21 protein-coding genes are annotated in these 23812 nt (G+C 71.9%); 11 read left to right on the forward strand and 10 right to left on the reverse strand.

The window, feature by feature from the left end; translation table 11 throughout:
• Positions 1 to 28 precede the first annotated feature (28 nt).
• Genes M3677_RS05225 through M3677_RS05235 form a run of 3 tightly spaced genes read left to right on the forward strand, consistent with a single transcriptional unit; the run spans position 29 to position 2547 of the window.
• Positions 29 to 535, forward strand: coding sequence for a Dps family protein (locus M3677_RS05225; RefSeq protein ID WP_126891959.1), 507 nt, complete (start codon positions 29 to 31; stop codon positions 533 to 535).
• Between the two features lie 10 nt (positions 536 to 545).
• Entirely contained in the window at positions 546 to 1346 is an 801-nt protein-coding gene (locus M3677_RS05230; RefSeq protein ID WP_251154202.1) for an SDR family oxidoreductase, read from the forward strand.
• A gap of 7 nt (positions 1347 to 1353) precedes the next feature.
• A complete protein-coding gene (locus M3677_RS05235) occupies positions 1354 to 2547 on the forward strand; it encodes an NAD(P)/FAD-dependent oxidoreductase (RefSeq protein ID WP_251154203.1) in 1194 nt (397 codons plus the stop codon).
• A gap of 95 nt (positions 2548 to 2642) precedes the next feature.
• Here the strand turns inward: M3677_RS05235 and M3677_RS05240 are convergent, their stop codons facing one another.
• The 4 genes from M3677_RS05240 to M3677_RS05255 all read right to left on the reverse strand — a co-directional run bounded on the left by M3677_RS05240 (position 2643) and on the right by M3677_RS05255 (position 6994).
• Positions 2643 to 3740 carry an alpha/beta fold hydrolase gene (locus tag M3677_RS05240; RefSeq protein WP_251159955.1) on the reverse strand — a complete coding sequence of 366 codons (1098 nt, stop codon included), beginning with the start codon at positions 3738 to 3740 and terminating at the stop codon, positions 2643 to 2645.
• A gap of 41 nt (positions 3741 to 3781) precedes the next feature.
• Positions 3782 to 4657, reverse strand: coding sequence for an SMP-30/gluconolactonase/LRE family protein (locus M3677_RS05245; protein WP_251159956.1), 876 nt, complete (start codon positions 4655 to 4657; stop codon positions 3782 to 3784).
• A 221-nt stretch (positions 4658 to 4878) separates the two neighbouring features.
• On the reverse strand, positions 4879 to 5712 hold the full coding sequence (locus M3677_RS05250) for a DUF1206 domain-containing protein (RefSeq protein WP_251159957.1): 834 nt from the start codon (positions 5710 to 5712) through the stop codon (positions 4879 to 4881).
• 115 nt (positions 5713 to 5827) lie between these two features.
• Complete coding sequence (locus tag M3677_RS05255) at positions 5828 to 6994, reverse strand: RtcB family protein (RefSeq protein ID WP_251159958.1); 1167 nt, start codon at positions 6992 to 6994, stop codon at positions 5828 to 5830.
• Positions 6995 to 7524: 530 nt separating this feature from the next.
• Between M3677_RS05255 and M3677_RS05260 the strand changes: the two genes are divergently transcribed.
• Positions 7525 to 9342 (forward strand): glycoside hydrolase family 15 protein, encoded by a 1818-nt coding sequence (locus M3677_RS05260; RefSeq protein ID WP_066651704.1) that lies wholly within the window; start codon positions 7525 to 7527, stop codon positions 9340 to 9342.
• Positions 9343 to 9406: 64 nt separating this feature from the next.
• Here M3677_RS05260 and M3677_RS05265 read toward each other — a convergent pair whose 3' ends face one another.
• Entirely contained in the window at positions 9407 to 10468 is a 1062-nt protein-coding gene (locus tag M3677_RS05265) for a sodium:calcium antiporter (protein WP_209684493.1), read from the reverse strand.
• A gap of 127 nt (positions 10469 to 10595) precedes the next feature.
• Here M3677_RS05265 and M3677_RS05270 point away from each other — a divergent pair, with 127 nt between their 5' ends.
• Entirely contained in the window at positions 10596 to 11198 is a 603-nt protein-coding gene (locus tag M3677_RS05270) for a DUF1992 domain-containing protein (protein WP_209684288.1), read from the forward strand.
• 205 nt (positions 11199 to 11403) lie between these two features.
• Here the strand turns inward: M3677_RS05270 and M3677_RS05275 are convergent, their stop codons facing one another.
• Positions 11404 to 12090, reverse strand: a complete 687-nt coding sequence (locus M3677_RS05275) for a hypothetical protein (RefSeq protein ID WP_066651700.1) — start codon at positions 12088 to 12090, stop codon at positions 11404 to 11406.
• Between the two features lie 206 nt (positions 12091 to 12296).
• Here M3677_RS05275 and M3677_RS05280 point away from each other — a divergent pair, with 206 nt between their 5' ends.
• From M3677_RS05280 to M3677_RS05295, 4 genes are all read left to right on the forward strand, one after another.
• Entirely contained in the window at positions 12297 to 14768 is a 2472-nt protein-coding gene (locus M3677_RS05280) for a phosphoketolase (RefSeq protein ID WP_251159959.1), read from the forward strand.
• A gap of 376 nt (positions 14769 to 15144) precedes the next feature.
• The gene (locus M3677_RS05285; RefSeq protein WP_209684298.1) at positions 15145 to 15828 is read left to right on the forward strand and encodes a fumarylacetoacetate hydrolase family protein; all 684 of its coding nucleotides are present in this window, start codon (positions 15145 to 15147) and stop codon (positions 15826 to 15828) included.
• Positions 15829 to 16006: 178 nt separating this feature from the next.
• Entirely contained in the window at positions 16007 to 16972 is a 966-nt protein-coding gene (locus M3677_RS05290; protein ID WP_209684300.1) for a sugar phosphate isomerase/epimerase family protein, read from the forward strand.
• Between the two features lie 10 nt (positions 16973 to 16982).
• Positions 16983 to 17156, forward strand: coding sequence for a hypothetical protein (locus M3677_RS05295; RefSeq protein ID WP_158407720.1), 174 nt, complete (start codon positions 16983 to 16985; stop codon positions 17154 to 17156).
• 306 nt (positions 17157 to 17462) lie between these two features.
• Here the strand turns inward: M3677_RS05295 and M3677_RS05300 are convergent, their stop codons facing one another.
• From M3677_RS05300 to M3677_RS05310, 3 genes are all read right to left on the reverse strand, one after another.
• Positions 17463 to 19985: an ATP-dependent DNA ligase gene (locus tag M3677_RS05300; protein WP_251159960.1), complete on the reverse strand. Its 2523-nt coding sequence runs from the start codon at positions 19983 to 19985 to the stop codon at positions 17463 to 17465.
• The gene (locus M3677_RS05305) at positions 19982 to 20872 is read right to left on the reverse strand and encodes an SDR family oxidoreductase (protein WP_251159961.1); all 891 of its coding nucleotides are present in this window, start codon (positions 20870 to 20872) and stop codon (positions 19982 to 19984) included. Before M3677_RS05305 ends, M3677_RS05300 begins: the two co-directional genes overlap by 4 nt.
• 99 nt (positions 20873 to 20971) lie before the next feature.
• Positions 20972 to 21526, reverse strand: a complete 555-nt coding sequence (locus M3677_RS05310) for a hypothetical protein (RefSeq protein WP_251159962.1) — start codon at positions 21524 to 21526, stop codon at positions 20972 to 20974.
• Between the two features lie 92 nt (positions 21527 to 21618).
• On the opposite strand from M3677_RS05310, the gene M3677_RS05315 reads away from it, so the two are divergent.
• Positions 21619 to 22632 carry a Ku protein gene (locus M3677_RS05315; RefSeq protein WP_251159963.1) on the forward strand — a complete coding sequence of 338 codons (1014 nt, stop codon included), beginning with the start codon at positions 21619 to 21621 and terminating at the stop codon, positions 22630 to 22632.
• On the opposite strand, the gene M3677_RS05320 is transcribed toward M3677_RS05315, so the two are convergent.
• Positions 22629 to 23129 carry a DUF6328 family protein gene (locus tag M3677_RS05320; protein ID WP_251159964.1) on the reverse strand — a complete coding sequence of 167 codons (501 nt, stop codon included), beginning with the start codon at positions 23127 to 23129 and terminating at the stop codon, positions 22629 to 22631. The two genes, M3677_RS05315 and M3677_RS05320, sit on opposite strands and share 4 nt — an antisense overlap.
• Before the next feature lie 57 nt (positions 23130 to 23186).
• On the opposite strand from M3677_RS05320, the gene M3677_RS05325 reads away from it, so the two are divergent.
• Complete coding sequence (locus tag M3677_RS05325) at positions 23187 to 23801, forward strand: antibiotic biosynthesis monooxygenase (protein ID WP_251159965.1); 615 nt, start codon at positions 23187 to 23189, stop codon at positions 23799 to 23801.
• Positions 23802 to 23812 lie beyond the last annotated feature (11 nt).

Consider the following 23812-nt stretch of genomic DNA (forward strand, 5'->3'; position numbering starts at 1 on the left):
GGGTCACCGACCGCGAAAGGAGCCGATCATGCACGCATCGGACAAGCTCGCCGCCAACCTCCAGGCCGTCCTGGTGGACCTCGTCGACCTGCACCTGCAGGGCAAGCAGGCCCACTGGAACATCCTCGGACACAACTTCCGCGACCTGCACCTGCAGCTCGACGAGATCGTCGACGCCGCGCGTGAGTTCGCCGACGACACCGCGGAGCGCATGCGCGCCCTCTACGCGATCCCGGACGGCCGCTCGGCCACGGTCGCCGCGGGGACGCACCTCGACGCCTTCCCGGACGGGGAGATCGACACGCACGACGCCATCGACGCGATCACGCTCCGGCTCTACCAGGCCACCGGCACCATGCGCGACGTGCACGACGAGGTCGACGACGAGGACCCGACGACCGCGGACCTGCTCCACGGCTTCATCGAGCGCCTCGAGCAGCTCGCCTGGATGGTCTCGGCCGAGAACCGCGAGCCGCGCACGCCGCTCGCCGCCGCCACGACCCCGGCCGTCGCCGAGGCCTCCGAGCACGAGTAGGGGACGCGACGTGGACCTCGGCATCACCGGCAAGGTCGCGCTCGTCTTCGGTGGCGACTCCGGCATCGGCTGGAACACGGCTCGCATCCTCCTGGCGGAGGGTGCGACCGTGGTCGTCACCGACCTCGACCAGGGACGACTCGACACGAGCGCCGACCAGCTCGAGGCGCCGCACGGCAAGCTCTTCGCCTTCGCCGCGGACGTGACGGAGGCCGAGTCCCTCGCCGCGCTGCACGGCAAGGTGCGCGACGCCGTCGGCGAGATCGACATCCTCGTGCAGTCCTCGGGCATCACCGGTGCGCAGGGCATGTTCCACGAGATCGACGAGCAGGGCTGGCTCGACACCATCGACGTCGACCTGATGGGCCCGGTGCGGATCACGCGCGAGTTCATCGGCGACCTGCGCAAGGGCGGCTGGGGTCGCATCGTCTACCTCGTGTCCGAGGACGCCTCGCAGCCCTACGACGACGAGCTCCCCTACTGCGCCGCGAAGGCCGGTGTCCTGTCGTTCGCGAAGGGCCTGTCGCGGTCGTACGCGTCCGAGGGCCTGCTCGTGAACACCGTGAGCCCGGCCTTCATCCACACCCCGATGACCGACGCCATGATGGACAAGCGCGCGAAGGAGCAGGGGACCTCGTTCGACGAGGCGATCTCGAACTTCCTCGACGAGCAGCGTCCGTACATGGAGCTCGGCCGCCGCGGGGAGCCCGAGGAGGTCGCGAACGTCGTCGCCTTCCTCTGCTCCGACCTGGCGAGCTTCGTCAACGGGTCGAACTACCGGGTCGACTCCGGCTCGGTCGCCACCATCTAGGAGGACCATGAGCGACTTCCGCTACCTGATCGTCGGAGGCGGGATGGTCGCCGACGCTGCCGCCCGCGGGATCCGCGAGATCGACGCCGACGGCTCGATCGGCATCGTCAGCGAGGAGACCGACCGTCCGTACGCCCGTCCGGCCCTGTCGAAGAAGCTCTGGACCGACCCGGACTTCAGCTGGGACGAGAAGGTCGACCTGCACACCGAGGAGACCGGGGCGACGTTCGTGCTCGGGACCGTCGTGACGGCGATCGACCGCGAGGCGGGGACCGTCACGACGGACGACGGCCAGACCCACGGCTACGAGCGCCTGCTGCTCGCGACCGGTGGGAAACCGCGCAGCCTGCCCGGCCTGTCGCCCTCGTCGCGGGTCCTCGACTTCCGCAGCGCGGACGACTACCGCCGACTCCGCGCCCTCGCGGACGCCGGAGCGCACGTCGCCGTCGTCGGCGGCAGCTACATCGGCACCGAGATCGCCGCGGGCATCGTGCAGAACGGCGCCAGGGTGACCCTGGTGACGCCCGACGAGGTCCTCGGCGGGCACATGTTCCCGGACGACCTCGCCCGGGCCTTCCAGCAGCGCTTCGTCGACCACGGCGTCGAGCTCCGCACCGGACGACGGGTCGACCAGGGCACGGAGTCGGAGGGCGGCGTCAGCCTCACCCTCGACGACGGGTCGGTCCTCGAGGCCGACGCGGTCGTGGCCGGACTCGGCATCGAACCGCAGACGCAGCTCGCCGCCGACGCGGGTCTGACCGTGCGCGACGGCATCGTGGTGTCGTCGACGCTGGTGACGGACGACGAGTCGGTGTTCGCCGCCGGCGACGTCGCCGAGTACCCGGACCGCATCCTCGGCACGCGCCGGGTCGAGCACGTCGACAACGCGAAGCAGCAGGGCCGGCAGGCAGGCCGGAACCTCGCGGACGCGGACGAGACGTACGACCACACGCCGATGTTCTACTCGAACGTCTTCGACACGGGGTACGAGGCCGTCGGCCAGGTGTCCACCGAGCTGCAGACCGTCGAGGACTGGCAGGAGCCGCTCACCACCGGCGTCGTCTACTACCTGGACGACGACGACACGGTCCGCGGGGTCCTGCTCTGGAACGTCTCCGACAAGACGGACGAGGCCCGCGGGGTGCTCGCCGACGCCAACGGGCTCACCCGGGACATGCTGCCGGGCCGCATCACGCCGTGACCCGCGGATCCTGACGCCGGCGGCCTGGAGGCGCGGCTCGACCTGACGGGGTCGGGTCGCGCCTCCAGGCCGTCGCCGTGTGCGCGGTGCCCGGGTCAGGACCGGTCGCGCACCTCGGGTGCGACGTCGTCGACCACCTCGCGGCGGTCGTCCGGGTCCACGGAGATGTCGTCGCCGTCGGCCATCGCGACCGCGTGCGCGGACTTCGCCCGCTCCAGCTGCTCGTCGTCGCCCTTCGCCATGCCGAAGAGCTCGATGAAGCGCGACTTCACGACCAGCCAGGCATCCTTCGGACCCAGCCGGGCCAGGTCGGACGAGGTCGTGTCGTCGCGCACCCGCTGCAGCGAGCCGACGCCACGGTCGGTGATCCGCCCGTCGACGAGGGCCACCGCGAGGCGGGCCACCGCGTCCGCCTGCGCGTGCATGACCGAGTGGGCGCCGCCGACCACCTCGCGCAGGACCGCGTGCGGGAACACCCGGGCGAGGGACCGCACCCAGTCACGGGGCACCATCGCGTCGTGCTCACCGCGGACGATCAGGGTGCGCGCCCGCACCTCGGCGGCGCGGTCCTCGATCGGGAACGCGATCATCTCCGGCAGCACCTTCCGGAACCAGTGCCAGCCGCAGAGCGCGTAGGCGGTGACCCCGTGCCAGCGGACGGCCGCGGGCTCGTGCAGCGCCGACCGCAGGAAGCGGAGCGCCGAGATCGGGATGCTCCGGGCTCGGCTGTCGACGACCGGACTGATGAGCACGAGGTCGCGGATGTGCGGGTTGCGCGCGGCGACCTCGGTGACGACCTGGGTGCCCATCGAGTGCCCGACGAGCACCGGGTCCTCGAGCCGCAGCTCGCGGATGACCTGCTCGACCGCGTCGGCGTAGCGCTCGATCGACACGGCGCCACGGAAGCGCGGGACCCCGGCGAAGCCCGGCAGGTCGAGGGCGTGCACCGGGCCGTTCTCGTTGAGGTGCGGCGCGAGCCGCTCGTAGTAGGTGGCGGCGATGCCCAGACCGGCGACGAGGACGAACGCACGGTCACCCGGCTGCCCGATCGAGCTCACCCGGACGTAGGTGCCGTCGACGGCGATCCGGTCGACCTCGACCTGCACGTCGGCGTCCTCGGCACGCGCGAGCGCACCGGCCGGGTCGGGTGCGGGCGACGGGGTCCGGTCGTCCTGGTCGTCCTGTTCGGTCACGGGGCCTCCTGGGATCGGCGACCTCCCACGGTACCCGCCGTTCAGCCGCCGAACGCGGAAGCGGGCGCGCCGTGCACCCGGGTGGGGACCGCGAACACCGCCCCGGAGTGCGGGTACTGCTCGAGCTGTTCCTCGGTGCTGTTCTCGCGCGCCGTGGCGACGAAGAGCGTCGACGCGTCCGGTCCGCCGAAGCCCACGGAGGTCACGTTCGGCGCGGGCACCTCGACGGTCTCGAGGTGTCGGCCCTCGGCGTCCCAGCGCTCCACCCGGCCGGCGCCGTAGACCGCCGTCCAGAAGCAGCCCTCGTCGTCGCGGACCAGCCCGTCGTGTGCGGCGCCGCTGACGAAGGGCTCGAGTTCGCCGAGCACGCCGTCGGGGCCGTACGAGCCGCGGTAGATCGTCGAGGTGCTCGTGTCCGTGACGTACATCACGCTGCCGTCCGCCGACCACTCGATGCCGTTGGTCACGCCGAAGCCCCCGCGGAGCACGCGCGTCGTACCGTCGGGCTCGACCGAGTACAGCGCTCCCGCCGGGTCCTGGTCGGAGAGGTCCATGCTGCCGACGAGGAACCGACCGAAGGGGTCGCACTTGCCCTCGTTGAACCGCATCTCGGTGGTCGCGTGCTGCACCCGCACCAGCTCGCGCTCGACGACGCCGCGCTCGTCGGTGAGCACGACCGTGTCGCCCAACGCCGCGACGAACCCGCCGGCGGCGCGTGGCTGGAAGCTCGCCAGGGGCGGCGGCAGTGCGACGCTCGACTCGACCGTGCCGTCCGCGCGGGCGGTGGTGAGCAGGCCCAGGGTGATGTCGGTCCAGCGGAGCCGTTCGGCGGTCGGGTCCCAGACGATGCTCTCGGCGAGGACCGCCTGCTCGTCGCAGAAGACGGTCACGGGCCCGGTCACGGCGTCGGTGTGCATGCGTCCCGTCTACCGGGGCCGGCGTGCACGACCTGCCAGCGAGACGCGGCGGACTCGGTCGGACCGCGGGCGCCGGAGACCGCCCGAGACACCGGCGTCGGACGGAGACGCCTTCATCCCGGCGAGACGCCGTCGGATCCGGCGGCGTCTCGACGACTCGGGTGCGTCCGGTACCGACGCCGGCGTCTCGCGCGAACCGCACCGACCGACGTGCGCTCGGGTCAGAGGCGCGCGAACCGGGCGCGGAAGAAGCTGTAGACGCCGTACGCCAGGAACCCGATGCCGACCGCGACGAGCACCACCGATCCGGCGGGCAGGTCGCGCAGCGCGTCGAACGCCCCGTCGAGCCCCGTCGCCTGGTCCGGGTCGCTCCGGACGCCGGCGACGACGATCAGCACCCCGACGACCGCGACGGCGATCCCCTTGCCGACGTACCCGACGGTCCCGAGCACGGTCACGGCACGGTCGAGCGGCTTGCGCGGCCGGACGAGCTGCTTCCAGAAGGAGCGACGGCACCCCTGCACGACCAGGGCCGCACCGATCGCGATCGCCACGGCACCGACGGCGATCAGCAGGAACACCCCGCCGGGCGTCGCGAGGGCCTGACCCGCCGCGCTCCGGGTCGACCCGCTGGAGCTCGTGCCGGCCCCGAGCGCGAACGACCCGGCCGAGTACGAGACGACGCCGTAGACGACCGCCTTGCCGAGGTCCTTCGCCCGTGCCGCCCACCCGCGGGCGCTGTCGGACCGGCCGCCGACGACCGCCTCGAGCAGGAGCCGCAGGGCCAGCGCTGCGGTGCCGACGGCGACGACCCAGAGCAGGGCCACGCCTCCGGGGACCTCGGCGAGCTGCCGCAGCGCTCCGGACTGGTCCGTCTCGCTGCCCCCGGACGCGTTCCCGATCCCGAGGAGCACGACGAGGTACCCGATCAGCAGGTGGACCACACCGCTGCCGACGTACCCGGCCCGCGCCGTCAGCTCGAACCACCTGCTGTCGGCGACACGCTTCGCCTGTCGTCCGGTCTCGCGTGCTGCTCGTTCCGCCTGGTCGCTCATCCCTTCGAGCGTGCCCGACGCACGGACCGCTGTCCGCAGCGGGGCGCACCGCGTGTCGGGACGAGCGCCGGACGGGAGGCGCGTGGCGGACGGCCACGCGCCTCCCCGTCCGGTGTCAGTCACCCTTCACGTTGACGACCTGCCGCAGCGTGTGCCGGACCGTCACCAGGTCGACGGCATCCGCCATGACCTGGTCGATGGGCTTGTAGGCCGCGGGGATCTCGTCGAGGAACGCGTCCGTGTCGCGGTACTCGATCCCCGCCATCGCCTCGCGCAGCTGCTCGTGGGTGAAGGTCCGCCGGGCAGCGGACCGCGAGAACAGCCGACCGGCGCCGTGCGGCGAGGACTCGAGCGACGGCTTGTCACCGAGCCCCTCGACGACGTAGGAAGCGGTCCCCATCGATCCCGGGATGAGACCGGGCTGCCCCGCCTTCGCCTGGATGGCACCCTTCCGGGACACCCACACGCTCTTGCCCCAGTGCGTCTCACGCTGGGTGAAGTTGTGGTGGCAGTTGATCCGCTCCTGCTCGTCCGCCGGCTGACCGAGCACCTCGGACAGCTGCCGGACGACACGGTCCATCATCTCCTCGCGGTTGAGGAGCGCGAAGTGCTGCGCCCACCGGAGCTCGGCGATGTAGCGGTCGAACTCCGGGGTGCCCTCGACGAGGTAGGCCAGGTCGGGGTCCGGCAGCTCGATCCACCAGCGCTGCATCATCCGCTTGGCGACGGCGATGTGCCGCTGGGCGATCTTGTTGCCGACGCCGCGCGACCCGGAGTGCAGGAAGAGCCAGACCCGGTCCTGCTCGTCGAGCGAGACCTCGATGAAGTGGTTGCCCGAACCGAGCGTGCCGAGCTGGTTCCGCCAGCCGCCGTGTGCTCCGGCCGGGTCGAACCCGGCGGCCGCGGCCATCGCCTCGAGCTCGGCGATCCGCGGCTCGGCGGTGGCGACGACCTTCCGGTTCGACGCCCCGGCGGACAGCGGGACCGCGCGCTCGATCTGCTCACGGAGGGGCTGCAGGTCGGCGGGCAGGTCCGCGGCAGCGAACTGCGTGCGCACCGCGATCATGCCGCAGCCGATGTCGACACCGACGGCCGCCGGCATGACGGCGCCGAGGGTCGGGATCACGGAGCCGACGGTGGCGCCGAGACCGAGGTGCGCGTCGGGCATCAGCGCGAGGTGCGGGAACACGAACGGCATCCGGGCCGTCGTGCGGGCCTGCTGCTCGGTGTTCTCCTCGAGCATCGAGGCCCAGCTGAGCAATCGGTCGTTGATCTTCTCCACGGTGTTCGTCCTTCGTCGTGACGGTCATCGACGGCCGGGCGGCCGTCGTGGTGACGGCCGGGCGGCCGTCGTGGTGACGGCCGGGCGGCCGTCGTGGTGACGGTCCGGGGCGGACGGATCCTGCGCCTCCGGCTCGGTGCAGTGCACCTGTGGAGGAACGACGGGAGGGACGCCCCGGGCCGGGTGGGCACGGGACGTCGGGGGACGGCGCGTGCCTACGTGGGTTCGCGGAGGGACGGGTTCGCGTACTGCACCGCGGGCAGCACGACGAGCGCATCGAGCTGGCGCTCGAGGCGGCTGCTGTGCTGCTGGGCGTGCATCGCGGTCCCTCCGTGGGTGCCCGGGGCGGGCGATCCTGCCCGACGGGCAGGAGGACCGACAGTAGTGCGACACGCCCGGGCCGCACAACTCACCGGGGGTGGCCCCGGTTCTCTCAGCCGTTCCTGCACGGTCGGGAGGCACACCACGACCGTCCACAGCGGGGTACGCCCGGCTGATGGTCGCCCCGCCGGGCCGGGCAGGCTGGTGGTATGACCGAACGGACCCGCGACACCCCCGACGCGAACGACAACGAGGAGCGCACCGACGGCTACGTGCCGCTCCGCTCCTACGGAGCCATCGGTGACGGCCGCACGGTCGCGCTCGTCGCACGCGACGGCCGGATCGACTGGCTACCGATCCCCTCGATGGACTCCCCACCGGTCTTCGCGAGCATCCTCGACGCCGAGCACGGGGGGCACATCGCACTCCGTCCCACCGGCGACGCCAGCGTCGAGCGCGAGTACCTGCCGGGCACGAACGTGCTCGTCACGACGTGGACGACCGACAGCGGGTCCTGCACGGTCACGGACGCGATGGTCACCGGCGTCGCCGGTCGGCTGCCGTGGGCCGAGATCGGCCGCTGCGTACAGGGTGTCTCCGGCACCGTCGAGATGGAGTGGGCGGTCGTGCCCGGCACCCTGCTGAACACGGCGGAGCCGCGACGCATCGACACGGCCAACGGCACGGTGATCGGTATCGACGGCGTGACCATCGGCATCGTGCAGCACGGCTTCGAGCCCGTGCACGACGACGGGCCTCGGTTCTCCGGACGCTTCACCACGAACGAGGGGTCGAAGTCGATCCTGACGATCGTCGGTACCGAGAACGAGCCGATCTTCATGCCCGAGCCGGAGCGCACGCTCGACGCGGTCGACCGGACGATCGAGAACTGGTCGACCTGGTCGGAGACCTTCTCGTACGACGGCCCGTGGGCCGACGCCGTGCAGCGCAGTGCGCTCGCGCTGAAGCTGCTCATCTACTCGCCCACGGGTGCGATCGCGGCGGCGCCGACGACGAGCCTGCCCGAGGACCGCACGGGCGGCAAGAACTGGGACTACCGGTTCGCCTGGGTCCGCGACCTGTCGTACACCGTGCACGCCCTCACCCGCTTCGGGCTCCGCGAGGAGACGCACGCGGCGGTGTCCTGGGTGATGCGGACCATCGCCGAGCACGACGAGACCATGCCGATCTTCTACGACCTGAACGGCGAGAAGACCGACGGCGTCGAGGAGCGCGACGTCCCCGGGTGGAACGGCATCGGTCCGGTGACGATCGGCAACCGTGCGGGCGACCAGCTGCAGCTCGGTGTCTGGGGTGACGTCTTCGAGATCCTCCGTCAGTACGTCAAGGCGGGCAACGTGCTCGACCGCCAGACCGCGAGCGTGCTCGAGCGGCTCGCGGACGACGCCTGCCACCGATGGCCCGAGCAGGACTCCGGTATGTGGGAGCTCCAGGAGGCGCAGCACTACGTGTCGAGCAAGGTCGGGTGCTGGCAGGCGCTCGACGCTGCGGTGGAGCTCCACGACGCCGGCATGATCGACGGACCGCGCGAGAAGTGGATCGAGAACCGCGAGCTCATCGAGCAGTGGGTCGCCGAACACGGGTGGGACGAGGAGCGCGGGTACTACGTGATGTACCCGGGGTCCGACGCGATCGACACCTCGATCCTGCTGCACGCGATGTCGTCGTTCGACCGCGGCCCGCGCATGGCGTCGACCATCCGCGCGATCGAGGAACAGCTGCAGCACGGCCCCCTGGTCTACCGGTACTCCGGCATGGACCAGGAGGAGTCGCCCTTCGTCGCGTGCTCGTTCTGGCTCGCGGCCGCCATGGCGTGCACCGGTCGGGTGGACGATGCCCGTTCCCTGATGGACGACATGGTGGCGCAGGCGAACGACGTCGGCCTGTTCAGCGAGATGCTCAGCGCCGAGGACGGGGCGTTCATGGGCAACATCCCGCAGGGGCTGTCCCACCTCGCGCTCATCCAGGCGGCGCTGACGATCGAGGAGGTCGCCGCCGAGTCGTGAACCGGGCGCGGACCCGGTCGGGCGGGTCGGTGGTGCCCGCCCGACCGCGACGGTCGTACGCTGCTCAGCCCAGGGTGATCGCCACGAGGCCGGCGACCCCGACCAGGTAGAGCACGACCACGACGAACGAGTCGACGCCCATGCCGATGATCCGCCGCCCCGGCCGGAACACCAGGCCGACCGCGTAGACCAGCGTCAGCAGCGCGGCGAGGGCCGTCAGGTACACGTCACTCGCGTTCGCCTGCGGCAGCACCGCCTTGCCGGACAGCACCGTGGCGACCAGGAACAGCACCGGCAGGAACGCGTTGCCGCCGAAGATGTCCGACATCGCGAGGTTGTCGTCGCCTTGCCGGACGGCCTGGATGCCGGTGGAGATCTCCGGCAGGCTCGTGGCGAGGGCCAGCACCGTGGCGCCGAAGAGCACCCCGGACAACCCGATCTGCTCCGACGCCGCATCACCCGCACGTTCGAGGACGACACCGGCGACCAGCGTCGCGAGGGCCGACACCGTGAAGACGACCGCCGCCTTCCGTGTGCTCATCCGCGGTGGGTCCTGCTTCCGTGTCCGGTGTCCCGACGCGTGCGGTGACGCGTCGGGCGCCCGGCCGTCCTGGTGCCACGGCAACCCCTTGCCGGCGCGCTGCACGAGCAGGAGCCCGACGACCCAGATGGCTGCGATGAGCACCACGTCCGGTGTGAGTCGTGCGACCACGAGGTCGGGCGGGAGCTGACTGCCGGCCACGACGACGGCGAGCACCGCGACGACGACGACCGCCTCGAGCACGAGGGTCAGCGACGCAGCACGGTGGGTGAGCGGCCGCACCCCCTTGCCCCGTCGGCCGAAGGCGTCGAGGATCGCGATCACGACGGTCTGCAGGGCGATGCCACCGAGGATGTTGCCGGCAGCGACCTCGATGTTGCCGGACAGGCCCGCGCTGACCGTGATGGCGATCTCGGGCAGGTTCGTCGCGACGGCCAGGACTATGAGCCCGCCGAGCGCGCTCCCGAGGTGCAGTCGGTCGTCGAGGACGTCGGTGGTCTTCGAGAGCTGGATGCCTGCGACCCAGATCACCGCGGCACCGGCCACGAAGATCACGACGAGCATCCAGAGCGGCAGGGATCCCATGCCCTCACCGTGGCCCCCGACGGCCGCGACCGCTCCGAGGTGTGCGCCGAACGGCTCGACGGCGACCGGCCGGACCCGGACGGCCGCTGAGCACACCGTCGGCGGTGCGGCGCATGATGGACGGGCGATGAACGACGTCGATGCACGGATGGACCGGCTGCGGCGAGCCGCCCGGTACCGGTACCAGCAGCTCGTGGACAGCGAGATCGAACGCGGCTCCCTCGACCCGGACGAGGTCCGCGAGGAACGACGCCTGCTCCGGCTGCAGGACGTCGAACGGCACGCTCGTGCCCGCATCGAGGAGGCCGAGCGCCGCGGGGTCTTCGAGGGGAACCCGTACCACGGCAAACCGCTGCCGGGGAACGACGGACGGCACGACCCCGACTGGTGGATCAAGGCGAAGATCGAGCGTGAGGACATCCGCGGCATCGCCCCGCCGGCGCTGGCGCTGCGGACCGAGGACGCCGAGCTCGACGACCACCTCGACGCGCTCACGACCGAGGACGACGTCCGCGCGGTCCTCGTCGACTTCAACGCCCGCGTCAAGGAGGCCCGACGGCAGCTGCTCGGCGGACCGCCGGTCGTCACGCCGATGCGCGACGTCGACGTCGAGGTGGAGCGGTGGCGCGAGCGGCGGGACGCCCGCCGCGCCGCGGACGAGCGGGCGGCCGCCGACCGTGCGGCTGCGGAGCAGGCGGCACGGCCGCGTCGGTGGTGGCGTCGGGCGTGACCTGGGTAGCACGAGGCGCGCACCGTGTCCTCGTCCGCCGTGCCGGACCGCGGCCGGTGTCGCGGCGCTGGGCCGTGCCTCCAGGCCGACCCGATCGACCGCACCCGCCTGCGCTGCCGGCCCGGACGTGCAGAAGGCGCCGCTCCCGTGGTGGGGAGCGGCGCCTTCTCGTGGTGGTGCCGGTGCGGTGGTGTGCCGCGGGGTGTTACTTGATCTGCGCGGTGATGGTCGCGGTGCCGACGAGCAGCCCGCCCTTGACGGCGTCGGTCTTGAAGGTGCTGTTGAGCAGCTTCGCGGCGTCGTCGGAGACGTGGACGGTGGTGCCGGTCAGGATGGCGTTGTCACCCTCGAGCTGCAGCGGCTTGAGCGTGCCACCGTGCAGCGAGAACAGGTAGGCGTTCGAAGCGGCGACCTCGCCGTTGACGAGGACGTCACCGTAGAGCTTCGACGAGCCCGGGTTCACGACGAAGTTCTCGAGCGTGACCGTGGTGTCGCCGGCCTTGAGGGTCAGACCGGAACCGTTGTGGTCCAGCAGGCCCTGCACGTAGGGGCGGTAGTTGCCGTCCGGGCTCCAGTAGGTGACCGAGCCAGCGGTGATCGGGAACGACACGGAGCCGTCCTCGAGCTTCGCGTCGCCGGAGACGCCCGGGGTCAGCCCGAGGGAGGTGAGGGCGTCGGTGAAGCCCTTGTCGAGTGCGACGGCGGTGTTGCCACCCTTGACCTCGGGGACCGATGCGACCGGGGCCGGGATCTTCGAGGCCTCGGACGAGGACGAGACCGTCTGCACGTTCGGGGTCGCGGCGTTCGCCGTGCTGATGCCGAACGCGGCACCACCGAGGACGAGGGCGCCGGTGGTGGCGAGGGTGATCGAGGTCTTCATGGACTTGCGCATGAGTGGGTTCCTTCCGTTGTCGCGCTCGGCGCGATTCCCTGTGTGCGCGCCGAACACACCCCGAAGAGGGGTGGAGAACCAGCTACTTGCGGCTGGTGAGCGCTCCGGGTGTTTCCCGGCTGATGCAAGGGATTCGGGGCCCTCGCCCGATCGGATTGGACGAAGTTCCTGGGGAACTCCGGCCCTCTGCTCCGTAGCGTGGAGACATGGCCCCCGTACACATCCCGAGCACCGACCGGATCCGGGCGATCGACGCCTGGTGGCGCGCCGCGAACTACCTCACCGTCGGGCAGATCTACCTCCTCGACAACCCACTGCTCACCCGTCCCATCGACCCGGACGACGTGAAGCCGCGCCTGCTCGGGCACTGGGGCACCTCCCCCGCGCTGAACCTCGTCTACGCGCACTGCAACGCGCTCATCGCCGAGACCGACCGCGACCTCCTCTACGTGTGCGGGCCCGGGCACGGTGGCCCCGCGATGAACGCGAACGCCTGGCTCGAGGGGACCTGGGGCGAGCTGTACCCGGACATCACGCCGGACCCCGAGGGGCTCCGGAAGTTCTTCAAGCAGTTCTCGTTCCCGGGCGGCATCCCGTCCCACGCCGCCCCGGAGACGCCCGGATCCATCCACGAGGGCGGCGAGCTCGGCTACTCGCTCGCGCACGCGTACGGCGCGGCGCTCGACAACCCGGACCTCGTCGTGGCGTGCGTCGTCGGTGACGGCGAGGCCGAGACCGGTCCCCTGTCCGGCTCCTGGCAGGCGCACACCTTCCTCGACCCGGTGTCCGACGGAGCCGTGCTGCCGATCCTCAACCTCAACGGCTGGAAGATCGCGAACCCGACCGTCCTCGCGCGCATCCCCGACGAGGACCTCACCGCGTACTTCCGTGGCCTCGGGTACGAGCCGATCGTCGTCGACTCCGCACGCGTGGACCACGACCCGTTCGCGGTGCACGCGCTGTTCGACGGTGCCCTCCGCCGCGCGCTCGCGAGCATCGACGACATCCAGGCCGCCGCTCGGGCCCAGGCCGAACGGGCCGCAGCCGGACAGCCGGCAGGCGCAGCCGACCTGCGTCCACGCTGGCCGATGATCGTGCTCCGTACCCCGAAGGGCTGGACCGGCCCGCAGGAGGTCGACGGCGAGCGCGTCGAGGGCACCTTCCGCGCCCACCAGGTCCCGCTGCCGGCCGTGCGCGAGGACGCCGGACACCGCGAGCAGCTCGAGGAGTGGATGCGGAGCTACCGCCCGGACGAGCTGTTCGACGCCGACGGCCAGCCGACCGGGATCCTCACGACCATCCGGCCGCAGGGCGACCTCCGCATGAGCGCCACGCCGCACGCCAACGGCGGGCGCATCCGCACCGCGCTCGACCGTCCGCCGCTCGAGCCGTACGCGGTCCCCGTCGGCGAGGACGCCAGCTCGACCGCGACCCTCGGGCCGTGGCTCGCTGAGCTGACCTCGCGGAACGGGTCGTCCTTCCGCCTGTTCGGTCCCGACGAGACGGTGTCGAACAAGCTCGACGCCGTGTTCGACGTGACCTCCCGGGTGTGGCGTGCCCGTCGCGCGGCCGGTGACGAGCACCTCGGCGCTCGTGGCCGGGTCATCGAGGTCCTGTCGGAGCACCTGCTCGAGGGGATGCTCGAGGGCTACGTGCTCACCGGCCGCCACGGACTGCTCAACACCTACGAGGCGTTCGCGCACATCATCGACTCGATGGTCGGGCAGTACGCGAAGTGGCTCGAGTCGTCGACCGACATCGACTGGCGCGCGCCCGTGTCGAACCTGTCGATCCTGCTGTCGTCGCACGTGTGGCGGCAGGACCACAACGGCTTCTCGCACCAGGACCCGGGCTTCCTCGACGTCGTCGCCTCGAAGCAGCAGGACCTCGTGCGCATCAAGCTCCCGGCGGACGCGAACACCCTGCTCGCCGTGGCATCGCACGCGTTCGAGACCACGGACCGCATCGAGGTGATCGTCGCCGGGAAGCACCCCGAGCCGGTCTTCCTGTCCCTCGAGGACGCCGTCGCGCACGCGGCTGCCGGGCTCGGCGTCTGGGACTGGGCCGGCACCGAGCAGACGGTCGGACGCGCCGACGTGCTCCTCGCGAGCGCCGGTGACGTGCCGACGGTCGAGGCCGTCGCCGCAGCGGACATCATCCGGAAGCACGCGCCCGAGGTCGGGGTCCGCTTCGTGAACGTCGTGGACCTGCTGTCCCTCGGCGACCCGCGGAAGCACGAGCACCCGGTCAGCGACGAGCGCTACGACGAGGTCTTCCTGCCCGGCACGCCGACGGTGTTCGCCTTCCACGGCTACCCGTCGCTCGTGCACCAGCTGACGTACCGCCGGAACGGCCACGACGACCTGCACGTGCACGGCTTCCTCGAGCAGGGCACCACCACGTCGCCGTTCGACATGCTCATGCTGAACGAGATGGACCGCTTCTCGCTGGCCTACGACGCCCTGTCGCGGGTCGACGCCGACGCGCACGCTGACCTGCTCGCGAAGCTCACCGAGGCGCGGGACGCCGCGCGGACCTTCGCCTACTCGAAGGGCGAGGACCACCCGTCGCTGTCGGGCTGGGAGTTCCGAGGGTGGCCGCAGGACGAGCCGACCGACGGCGGGACCGGGGGCGACCCGGGCGCTGGCGAGACGGAGGGCGCCGCGCCCGGCAACTGACGTCCCGCGTCTCCTGCACGCTCCTCCTGCACAGCCTGGAGGCGCTGCGAACCGTCCACAGGACCGGTCACGCCCGTCGCGTGGCCGGTCCTGTGCCGTGAGGCTCGGGGCACGGACGTCGGATGGGTCAGCGCGGTGTCACCGATGAGCCCGACGACCTGTTCAAGTGACGGCTCGCCAGGGTCGAGCGCGCTGTCGAGATCCTGCTCGCGGACCCGCACTACGGCCCCCTCGTGGAGCCGGAGGGGCGGCTGGAGTTGCTCGAGGACCTCCGGCAGGAGTCGCGGGAGCGCCAGGAGCGGGCACGCGCGCGGGAGCGGCACGATCTCCACGAGGACGCCTCGCTCGCCGAGAGTCGACGTGCCAGGCTGGGCACGTGCAGGACCTCGTCATCCCCGCTCCGGACCAGCCCACGCTGCCGACCACGGCCGGCGGTCGGTTCCCCGTCCGTCGGGTGTACTGCGTCGGTCGCAACTACGCAGCCCACGCCCGGGAGATGGGCCATGACCCTGACCGCGAGCCGCCGTTCTTCTTCACGAAGCCGGCCAGCGCCCTGGTCACCGACGGCGCCGACACCCCCTACCCGCCGGGTACGGACCGTCTCGAGCACGAGGTCGAACTCGTCGTCGCGCTCGGTCGTGGCGGGTCGGACGTCGCCGTGACGGACGCCCTCGACCTGGTGTGGGGCTACGGAGTGGGCATCGACCTGACGCGTCGCGACGTGCAGGCCGAGGCCAAGCGGCTCGGTCGGCCGTGGGACCTGGCGAAGGGCTTCGACGCCTCGGCCCCGGTCGGGACGCTCGTCCCGGCCGCCGGGGTCGACCCGACCACCGGTGCGATCAGCCTCCGCGTGGACGACGCACTGCGACAGTCGGGCGACCTGGCCGACCAGGTCTGGTCGGTCGCCGAGACGATCGCCGAGCTCTCGCGGTGGGTGACCCTCGCCCCGGGTGACCTGCTGTTCACCGGGACCCCGGACGGCGTCGGGCCGCTGCAGCGCGGCCAGGTCGTCACCGGCTTCGTCGCCGAGGTCGGGACGGTGACGACCCGCATCGTCTGACCTCCGGGCGCGGTCGGACGGTGCGCGACCACGCACCGCTGGGAACGTCCGCAGCCCCGGGGCGTACACCGGTCGGTGACGCCGGGGGACCATCGGCGCCAGACCACGGGACACCGCGAGCGTGCTCGACGCCGAGCGCGCCGGGCACGGGTGCGTGTCCCGACCGAGGAGGTGCGCCGTGCAGGAACACGACCTGCTCGCGACGTCCTGGACCTGGGCGGGCGACGAGCCGATCGCCGACCGGGTCCGAGCCGTCGGGGATGCCGGGTTCTCCGGCCTGTCACTGTCGCTCGACGACCTCCACGAGGTGCGGGCGACGACCGGGTTCACGGCACTGCGACGTGCCCTCGACCGAGCCGGGATCGTCTGGGTGCAGCTCGGCCCCCTCGACCGCTGGTGGAGCCACGGCGGACGCTCGACGGACGACGAGGCCGACCGTGGGGTCGTGCTCGAAGCGGCAGCGACCCTCGGCGCCTGGCAGGTCGTCGTGCGTGCCGACACCGGTGTCCACCCGGTCACGCCAGCGGCGATGACCGCGGACTTCGTCGACCTCGCCGCGCAGGCCGAGAAGGTCGGTGCCCGCCTGGTCCTCGAACCGGAGCCCTGGTCGAACCTGCCCACCGTCGAGCGGGCATCGCGCTTCGTTGCCGCGGCCGGCCACCCGAACGCCGGGCTGCTCCTGGACGCCATGCACACGCTGCGCGGCGGCTCCACACTCGCCTCGATCGCCCAGGGCGTCGCGCCGGAGGTGCTCGCCGCGGTGGAGCTCAGCGACGGCCTGCTGCACACCCCGTCCGGACTCACCCTCGCCGAGGAGTCCCGCAGTGCCCGACACCTGCCGGGATCGGGCGCATGGGACCTGCCCGGGCTCGTCCGCGTGCTCCGGGGGCTCGGACACGAGGAGCCCTGGGGTGTCGAGGTCCGGACGGCCGCGCACCGGGCGATGCCCCTGGCCGACGCGCTCCGGACCGCAGTGGCCGCGACCCGGGCCGTGCTCGACGCCGCGGACGCCGCGGACGAGCCCGCTGCCCCGGCGATGCCGACCACGCCTGCCCCGACCTCCGCCGTCGACTTCGACGCCGCCCCACCTCCGCTCGATCGACCGGTGCCCCGGACCGACGCGGGTACAGGCGCACCCGCGTAGCGTCGGGCGCATGACGGATCACGCAGCAGACGACGACCTCCTCCGGCGCTCGCAGGAGTCCATCGACGAGGCCAAGGCGGCAGCCGCCGAGGTCGACCTGCCCGAGCAGGAGGACCTGATCGACGAGGACCTGCCCGCCGCGGACACCGCGAAGCCCGCCGACGGTCCCGCGCCGGCCGCCTGAACGGGCCGACCGAGGAACACCGGAGACCGTCCGGGAGCCGAGCTCCCGGACGGTCTCCTCGTGTCCGCAGCGGCTCTGCAGGAAGAAATCCGACGAACAGCGTGACGAACCCCGGAGTCGACCCGTCACACCAGTGGGCCCCGGAACCGTGGGGGTTCCGGACGCCCGGGTTCTGGTGATCCCGGGCCGCGGACGCGCCGTGGTCGGCCACCCCTGATCGCCGACCGCGGTGCACCGGCGGCGGTCCGTGCGTCCCCTGATCCGGCGCACGGACCGCCTTCGCCCGCGATCGCCGAGGCCGACCGGTCAGGACTCGCGGACGACGTCCGCGGGCCCCTTGTCCGGCCGCCACCCGCGCCAGGACGGCTGTCGGAGCCGACCGTCCGCCGTCCACTCGGCGAACTCGACCTCACCGACCCGACGAGGTGTGACCCAGTGGGCGTCGCGGGCATCCGGGCGAGGGACCTCGACGAACGGCGAGGTCTTCCGCTCCGTCTTCCCGAGGGCCTCCCCGATCTCGTCCAGGTCGCGGTCGCTGAACCCCGTCCCGACCCTGCCGACGTACTCGAGTCCGTCCGGGCCGGGTACGCCCAACAGCAGCGATCCGACGCCACCGTCCCGGCGCCCCCTGCCGGGCCGCCACCCACCGACGACGACCTCCTGCGTGGCGTGGTGCTTGATCTTCACCCAGGCCTCGGAGCGGCGGCCCTCGGCGTACCGCGACGACCGTTTCTTCGCGACGACGCCCTCGAGCCCCCGCTCACGCGACGCCGCCACGGCATGGTCCAGGTCACCGTCGACCGCCTGGGGCACGTCGATCACCCCACCCGGCTCGACGACGGTCAGGAGCGCCTCGCGCCGGGCGTCGTAGCCGAGCCGGGTCAGGTCGTGTCCGTCGGCCTCGAGCACGTCGAAGAGCAGCAGGCGCACGGGTGTCCGGCGCCGAGCAGCCTCGACGTCACGAGCCCCGGTCAGTCCCATGCGGTCCTGCAGCAGGCCGAACGACGGACGCCCGCGCTCGTCCAGCGCCACGACCTCGCCGTCGAAGACCCCGTCGACCCCGGCCCGCTCACCCAGCTCCTGCAGCTCCGGGTACTGCGCGGTCAGGTCGTTGTCGTTGCGGCTGCGCAGGGTGACCCGTCCGTCGCGCACGGTCGCCAGGGCACGGACGCCGTCCCACTTCATCTCGAACGCCCAGGCCGCCGGGTCGAGACGCGGCTCCCCCTGCACGGGGCTCGCGAGCATGGCCCGACGCTCGGCGGGCGACGTCCTCGCGGGCGCGGCACGTCCGATCCGCTGCCGCTCCGCAGCGCTCGGCGTCGGTGTCCGGGAGGCTCGACCCGCATCCGCCTCGCCACCCCCGTCGGCGAGACGGTCCGGTTGGTCCTTCGTGCGGTGGATGAGCCAGTTCTGCTCGTCGCCGTCCTTCCCGCGGCCCCGCCCTCGGGTGTGCAGGAGCGCCAGCCGACGGACGCCGTTCGTGCGGCCGTGCAGCGTGACGATCACCTCTTCGCCGTCGCGCCACTTCTCGAGCTCGTAGGTGCCGTCGTCCCAGATCGTGACGGTCCCCCCGCCGTACTCGGCCTGCGGGATCGTCCCCTCGAACGAGCCGTACTCGAGCGGGTGGTCCTCGGTCTGCACCGCCAGGTGGTTCTTCCCGGGGTCGGTCGGCTCGCCCTTCGGCAGCGCCCAGCTCACGAGCACACCCTCGTGCTCGAGCCGGAAGTCGTAGTGGTCCCGGGTCGCGTGGTGCTCCTGGATGACGAACGTCGGCGTGCCGTCCTTCCGCACGGTCGGTGCGCCCTCGGGCACCGGCTCCGGCGTCCGCGACGCATCGCGCTTCGCGCGGTAGGCCGCGAGGCGGTCGCGAGCCGGTTGCTCTGCCTCGTTCGCACGCTGGGTCCGGTCGCCGTCCCAGTGGCCGTGGTCGGTCCTGCCCACCGCCAGCGAGGCGGAGGCGACCGGGTGCAGGAGGTCGCCGTGGGCCTCCAGGCGGTCGAGGACCTCCTCGAACTCCAGCTGGGCGAACCCGCGCTCCTCGAGCTCCCGCCAGGTCCGCGGCGCGGCGACGGTCGGCCGGTCACGGCCGCGCAGGGAATACGGCGCGATCGTCGTCTTGTTGCCGTTGTTCTGCGACCAGTCGACGAAGACCTTGCCCCGTCGCTCGGCGCGGCTCATCGAGGACAGCACCAGGTCGGGCAGGTCCTGCTCCAACGCCCGGGCGAGCTCGTGCGCGACGTCGGACACCTGTGCGGTCGTGGCGCGCCCGTCGAGCGCCGCGTACAGGTGGATGCCCTTCGAGCCGCTCGTCACCGGGTACGGGTCGAGCCCCATGCCGTGCAGGATCTCGCGTGCGGCGAGCGCCACCTCGACGCACTCCGGCAGCCCGACACCCTCGCCGGGGTCGAGGTCGAGCACGAGCCGGTCCGGACGTTGCTGCGCGCCGCGGGGACCGAACCGCCACTGCGGGACGTGCAGTTCGAGCGCCGCCTGCTGCGCCGTCCAGACGAGCGTCGGCAGGTCGTCGACGATCGGGTACTCGGTGTCGTGCTCCTTGTGCGCGATCGTGTGGTGACGGACCCAGTCGGGCGCCGAGTCGGGCAGGTTCTTCTCGAAGAAGACCCCGCCGTCCACGCCGTTCGCCCAGCGCTTCCGCGTCACGGGGCGGTCCTTGACGTGCGGGATCATCCACGGGGCCACCCGCTCGTAGTACGCGATGACCTGGCCCTTGGTCGTCCCGGTCGTCGGGTAGAGCACCTTGTCGGTGTTCGTCAGGGCGATCCGACGGTCGCCGACCGTGACGGTGGTCTTCCGGGCGACCGGGCTCACAGCGCGACCCCGGTCGCTCCCGCCACGGTCAGGGTGCTGCCGGACGTGTACGAGGACTCCGGGCCGGCGAGGTGGACGTAGGCGCTGCCGAGCTCGACGGGCTGCGCCGGACGGCCGAAGGGGGTGTCCTGACCGTAGTCGGCGATCTCGTCACCGGGGTAGCTGATCGGCTGCAGCGGCGTCCACACCGGCCCCGGCACGACGCAGTTCGCCCGGATGCCCCTCGCCGCGAGCTGGCGGGCGAGACCGTTCGTGTAGGTGATGATGGCGGACTTCGTGGCGGCGTAGTCGATCATCCGGTCCTGCGGTTGGTACGCCGAGACGGAGCTCGTGGTGACGATCGCGCTGCCAGGAGCCATGTGCGGGACGGCCGCTCGCACCAGCCAGAACATCGAGTAGAGGTTCACCTTCATGGTGCGGTCGAAGTCCTCGGTCGACTGCTCGGTCACGTCCTCGTGCACCTGCTGGTGTCCGGCGACGAGCACGAGCGCGTCGAGGCCGCCGAGCTCGCTGACGGCGTCGCGTACGAGGGTGTCGCAGAACGCCTCGTCGGTCAGGTCGCCCGGCAGCAGCACGGCCCTGCGCCCGAGGTCGCCGACGACGTCGCGCACCTGTTCCAGGTCCTCGCGTTCCTCGGGCAGGGCGTTCAACGCGACGTCGGCCCCTTCCTTCGCCATCGCGATCGCGGCAGCTCGCCCGATGCCGGAGTCCGCCCCGGTCACGAGCACCCGGTACCGGGGCATCCGCCCCGTCCCGAGGTAGGTCGTCTCGCCGTGGTCGGGCGCCGGGTCCATCGCGCTGGCCAGCCCGGACCCCTGCTGGGTCTGCGGCGGGAACGGCGGCCGGGCGTACTGCGAACGCGGGTCCTGCTTGTCGAGCTGGCTCATGGGCCCATGGTGCTCGCCGTGGCGGCACGACGGTTCAGGACCGGGCTGTTCCGTGGACGGGTCGTCCTGACACAGGAGCTGTGCAGGGACCGGCGGCCGTCAGGCCGTCGTCCGCACCGGGGCGGCGAGCAGCTGCTCCGCGCCGACCCGGTCGCCGCGTCCCTGCACGAGGGTGCCGACCCCGAGTACGGCCCAGACGACCGCGACACCCCAGTCGCCCGCGGTCCCGGACGCCGCGAGGATCGCCCACAGCGCGGCCAGCCCGACGAACACGCACCCGCTGGTGCGTCGCTGCCGGGCCTCCGCCAGCCACCGTTGCACCCGCGGACGCCAGACCGCGTCCGGGACCTCGGCGGGGACGCGTCCGTCGTCCACCCACCGTCGCGTCGCGACGACGGCGGCACGACCGCCCCGTCGCGCCCAGGACCAGACCTGCAGCGCGGGGAGCACGACCGCCAGCGCGAGGCCGAGCACGACGACCGCGACCCAGGGGACCGGTCGCGGTTGCAGCGCGAAGAACACCGCCGGTGCGACCGCCCCGCCGACCGTCAGGGCGACGAGCTGCCACCACCCCGACGCGCCGATCCGATCGTCGTCCGTCGTCGCCGTCGCCGCCGCCTCGCTGGCCGTCGTCGTCTCGTGGTCCCCCGTCATGTGCGGCACCATACGCCCTCCGGTGTCGTGCGCGGCTGGCGATCCGCCCGGAACTGAGGGCCCGTCGCCGCACTCGCGGGCATCATGTGCCCATGAGGTCGATCTGGAAGGGCTCCATCGCGTTCGGGCTCGTCAACGTGCCCATCAAGGTGTACGCGGCGACCGAGACCCACGACGTCTCCCTGCACCAGGTGCACGACGAGGACAAGGGCCGCATCCGGTACAAGCGCGTGTGCGAGTTCGGCCACGAGGTCGAGTACGCAGACATCCAGCGCGCCTACGACGACGGCGACAAGACCGTCGTGCTGACGTCCGACGACTTCAAGCAGCTCCCCGAGGAGCAGTCGCACGAGATCGAGGTGCTCGAGTTCGTGCCCGTCGACCAGGTCGACCCGATGATGTTCGAGAAGTCGTACTACCTCGAGCCGGACTCCCGCTCGCCGAAGGCCTACGTGCTGCTCCGCGAGACGCTGTCGAAGACCGACCGGCTCGCGATCGTGCAGTTCACCCTGCGGCAGAAGACCCGGCTCGGGGTGCTCCGCGTCAACGACGACGTCATCCTGCTGCAGGGGCTGCTGTGGGGCGACGAGGTCCGGGCCGCCGACTTCAAGAGCCTCGACACGTCGGTGAAGGTCAGTGCGAACGAGCTGAAGATGTCGTCGTCGCTCGTGGAGAGCATGTCCGCCGACTTCGACCCGGACCGCTACACCGACTCCTACCAGGAGGAGCTCCAGCAGCTCATCGACGCGAAACTCGAGGCCGGTGACGACGTCGACACCGCCGAGACGTTCGGCGAGCGCTCCGACGACGAGGACGACGGCGAGGGCGGCGACGTCATCGACCTGATGGCAGCACTCCGGGCGTCCGTCGACAAGAAGCGCTCGGGGGTGTCGGGATCGTCCCGGTCGGGAGGCTCGGGGTCGCGTTCGTCGTCCGGCTCACGGTCGTCCTCCGCTTCCGCTGGTGCGGACGACACCGGTGACGCCGAGGCGGAGACGGAGCAGGCTCCGGCGAAGAAGACCGCAGCGAAGAAGACGCCCGCGAAGAAGGCCCCCGCGAAGAAGACGCCCGCGAAGAAGACGCCCGCGAAGAAGCAGGCGAGCTAGCCGTCCCGTCGGGTCCGGCGGAGCGCCAGCGGGATCGACACCCAGAGCACCGCGGTCGCCACGAAGACGACCACGCCGCCGACGATCCCGCCGACGTCCCCGATCACCACGTCGAACACGAACAGCACCGTGCCCGAGAACAGCAGCGCACTCGCCGCGAGCGCCGCGATGAGCAGCGCGTTGCCGGCCCGCACCAGGTCGTGCTTCTGGCGCTGCCGGAACACCAGCCGGTGGGCGGAGACGGCCGACAGCGCGACGACCGTGATCACGACCGCGAGGACCACCAGCACGAGGTAGACGACCTCCTCGCCCGGGGTGAGCATCGTGAAGCGCTGCTGGAACGGGAGCGTCAGCAGGAACCCGGCCAGGATCTGCGTCCCGGTCTGCACGATCCGGAGCTCCTGCTGGATGTCCGACCAGTTCCGGTCCCACCGCTCGGTCGGGGTCTCGTGCCGACCACGCTCGGTGTCCTGTGCTGCACCGCTGACGTCGCTCATGTGCTGAACCTACTGCGCCGTCACGAGCCGGAAACACGACTCCGCGAGACTGTCCGCATGACTCCACAAGAGCCAGGGAGTCTGCAGTCGTCATCCGTGACCGCAGGCCCGCCCGTCACCGTGTCCATCACCCGCCTGGTCGAACCCGACCGCATCCCCGACGCCACCGCCTGGGTGCAGTCCGGCGTCAACCTGGCGAACCGCTACCCGGGGTTCCTCGGCTCCGGGTGGGTCCGGTCGCACGCCACCAGCCGCGAGTGGCACATGCTGTACCGCTTCGCCGACCACGAGCAGCTCGCCACGTGGGAGAACTCCGACGACCGGCTCCGCTGGCTCGACCAGGGCCGCGACCTCGTGGTGGAGTCCCGCGTCGAGAAGCGCACCGGCATCGAGGGGTGGTTCGACGCCCCGCAGGACGCCCCCGCGTCGAGTGCCCCGCCCCGCTGGAAGCAGGCGGTGAGCATCTGGCTCGGGTTCTTCCCGGTCAACCTGGCGTTCACGTACTTGGTCGGCTGGCTCGTCCCCGCGTTCGGGCACCTGGCCGTGCTGCCGCGCGTGCTGATCACGACGCTCGTGCTGACGCCGATCATGACCTTCTGGGTGCTGCCGTTCGTCACGACACTGATCCGACCGTGGCTCCTCGCACCTCCGCGAGCAGCCCGGCAACGCTAGGCCTCGGCCGG

The sequence above is a fragment of the Curtobacterium sp. P97 genome, assembly GCF_023712445.1.
Lineage (GTDB): Bacteria > Actinomycetota > Actinomycetes > Actinomycetales > Microbacteriaceae > Curtobacterium.

Excerpts from the sequence above, each read along its gene's own strand:
- M3677_RS05225 (WP_126891959.1), top strand. The coding sequence starts at position 29 with ATGCACGCATCGGACAAGCTCGCCGCCAACCTCCAGGCCGTCCTGGTG.
- M3677_RS05235 (WP_251154203.1), top strand. The coding sequence starts at position 1,354 with ATGAGCGACTTCCGCTACCTGATCGTCGGAGGCGGGATGGTCGCCGAC.
- M3677_RS05245 (WP_251159956.1), bottom strand. The coding sequence starts at position 4,657 with ATGCACACCGACGCCGTGACCGGGCCCGTGACCGTCTTCTGCGACGAG.
- M3677_RS05250 (WP_251159957.1), bottom strand. The coding sequence starts at position 5,712 with ATGAGCGACCAGGCGGAACGAGCAGCACGCGAGACCGGACGACAGGCG.
- M3677_RS05260 (WP_066651704.1), top strand. The coding sequence starts at position 7,525 with ATGACCGAACGGACCCGCGACACCCCCGACGCGAACGACAACGAGGAG.
- M3677_RS05265 (WP_209684493.1), bottom strand. The coding sequence starts at position 10,468 with ATGGGATCCCTGCCGCTCTGGATGCTCGTCGTGATCTTCGTGGCCGGT.
- M3677_RS05270 (WP_209684288.1), top strand. The coding sequence starts at position 10,596 with ATGAACGACGTCGATGCACGGATGGACCGGCTGCGGCGAGCCGCCCGG.
- M3677_RS05275 (WP_066651700.1), bottom strand. The coding sequence starts at position 12,090 with ATGCGCAAGTCCATGAAGACCTCGATCACCCTCGCCACCACCGGCGCC.
- M3677_RS05280 (WP_251159959.1), top strand. The coding sequence starts at position 12,297 with ATGGCCCCCGTACACATCCCGAGCACCGACCGGATCCGGGCGATCGAC.
- M3677_RS05295 (WP_158407720.1), top strand. The coding sequence starts at position 16,983 with ATGACGGATCACGCAGCAGACGACGACCTCCTCCGGCGCTCGCAGGAG.
- M3677_RS05305 (WP_251159961.1), bottom strand. The coding sequence starts at position 20,872 with ATGAGCCAGCTCGACAAGCAGGACCCGCGTTCGCAGTACGCCCGGCCG.
- M3677_RS05310 (WP_251159962.1), bottom strand. The coding sequence starts at position 21,526 with ATGACGGGGGACCACGAGACGACGACGGCCAGCGAGGCGGCGGCGACG.
- M3677_RS05315 (WP_251159963.1), top strand. The coding sequence starts at position 21,619 with ATGAGGTCGATCTGGAAGGGCTCCATCGCGTTCGGGCTCGTCAACGTG.
- M3677_RS05320 (WP_251159964.1), bottom strand. The coding sequence starts at position 23,129 with ATGAGCGACGTCAGCGGTGCAGCACAGGACACCGAGCGTGGTCGGCAC.
- M3677_RS05325 (WP_251159965.1), top strand. The coding sequence starts at position 23,187 with ATGACTCCACAAGAGCCAGGGAGTCTGCAGTCGTCATCCGTGACCGCA.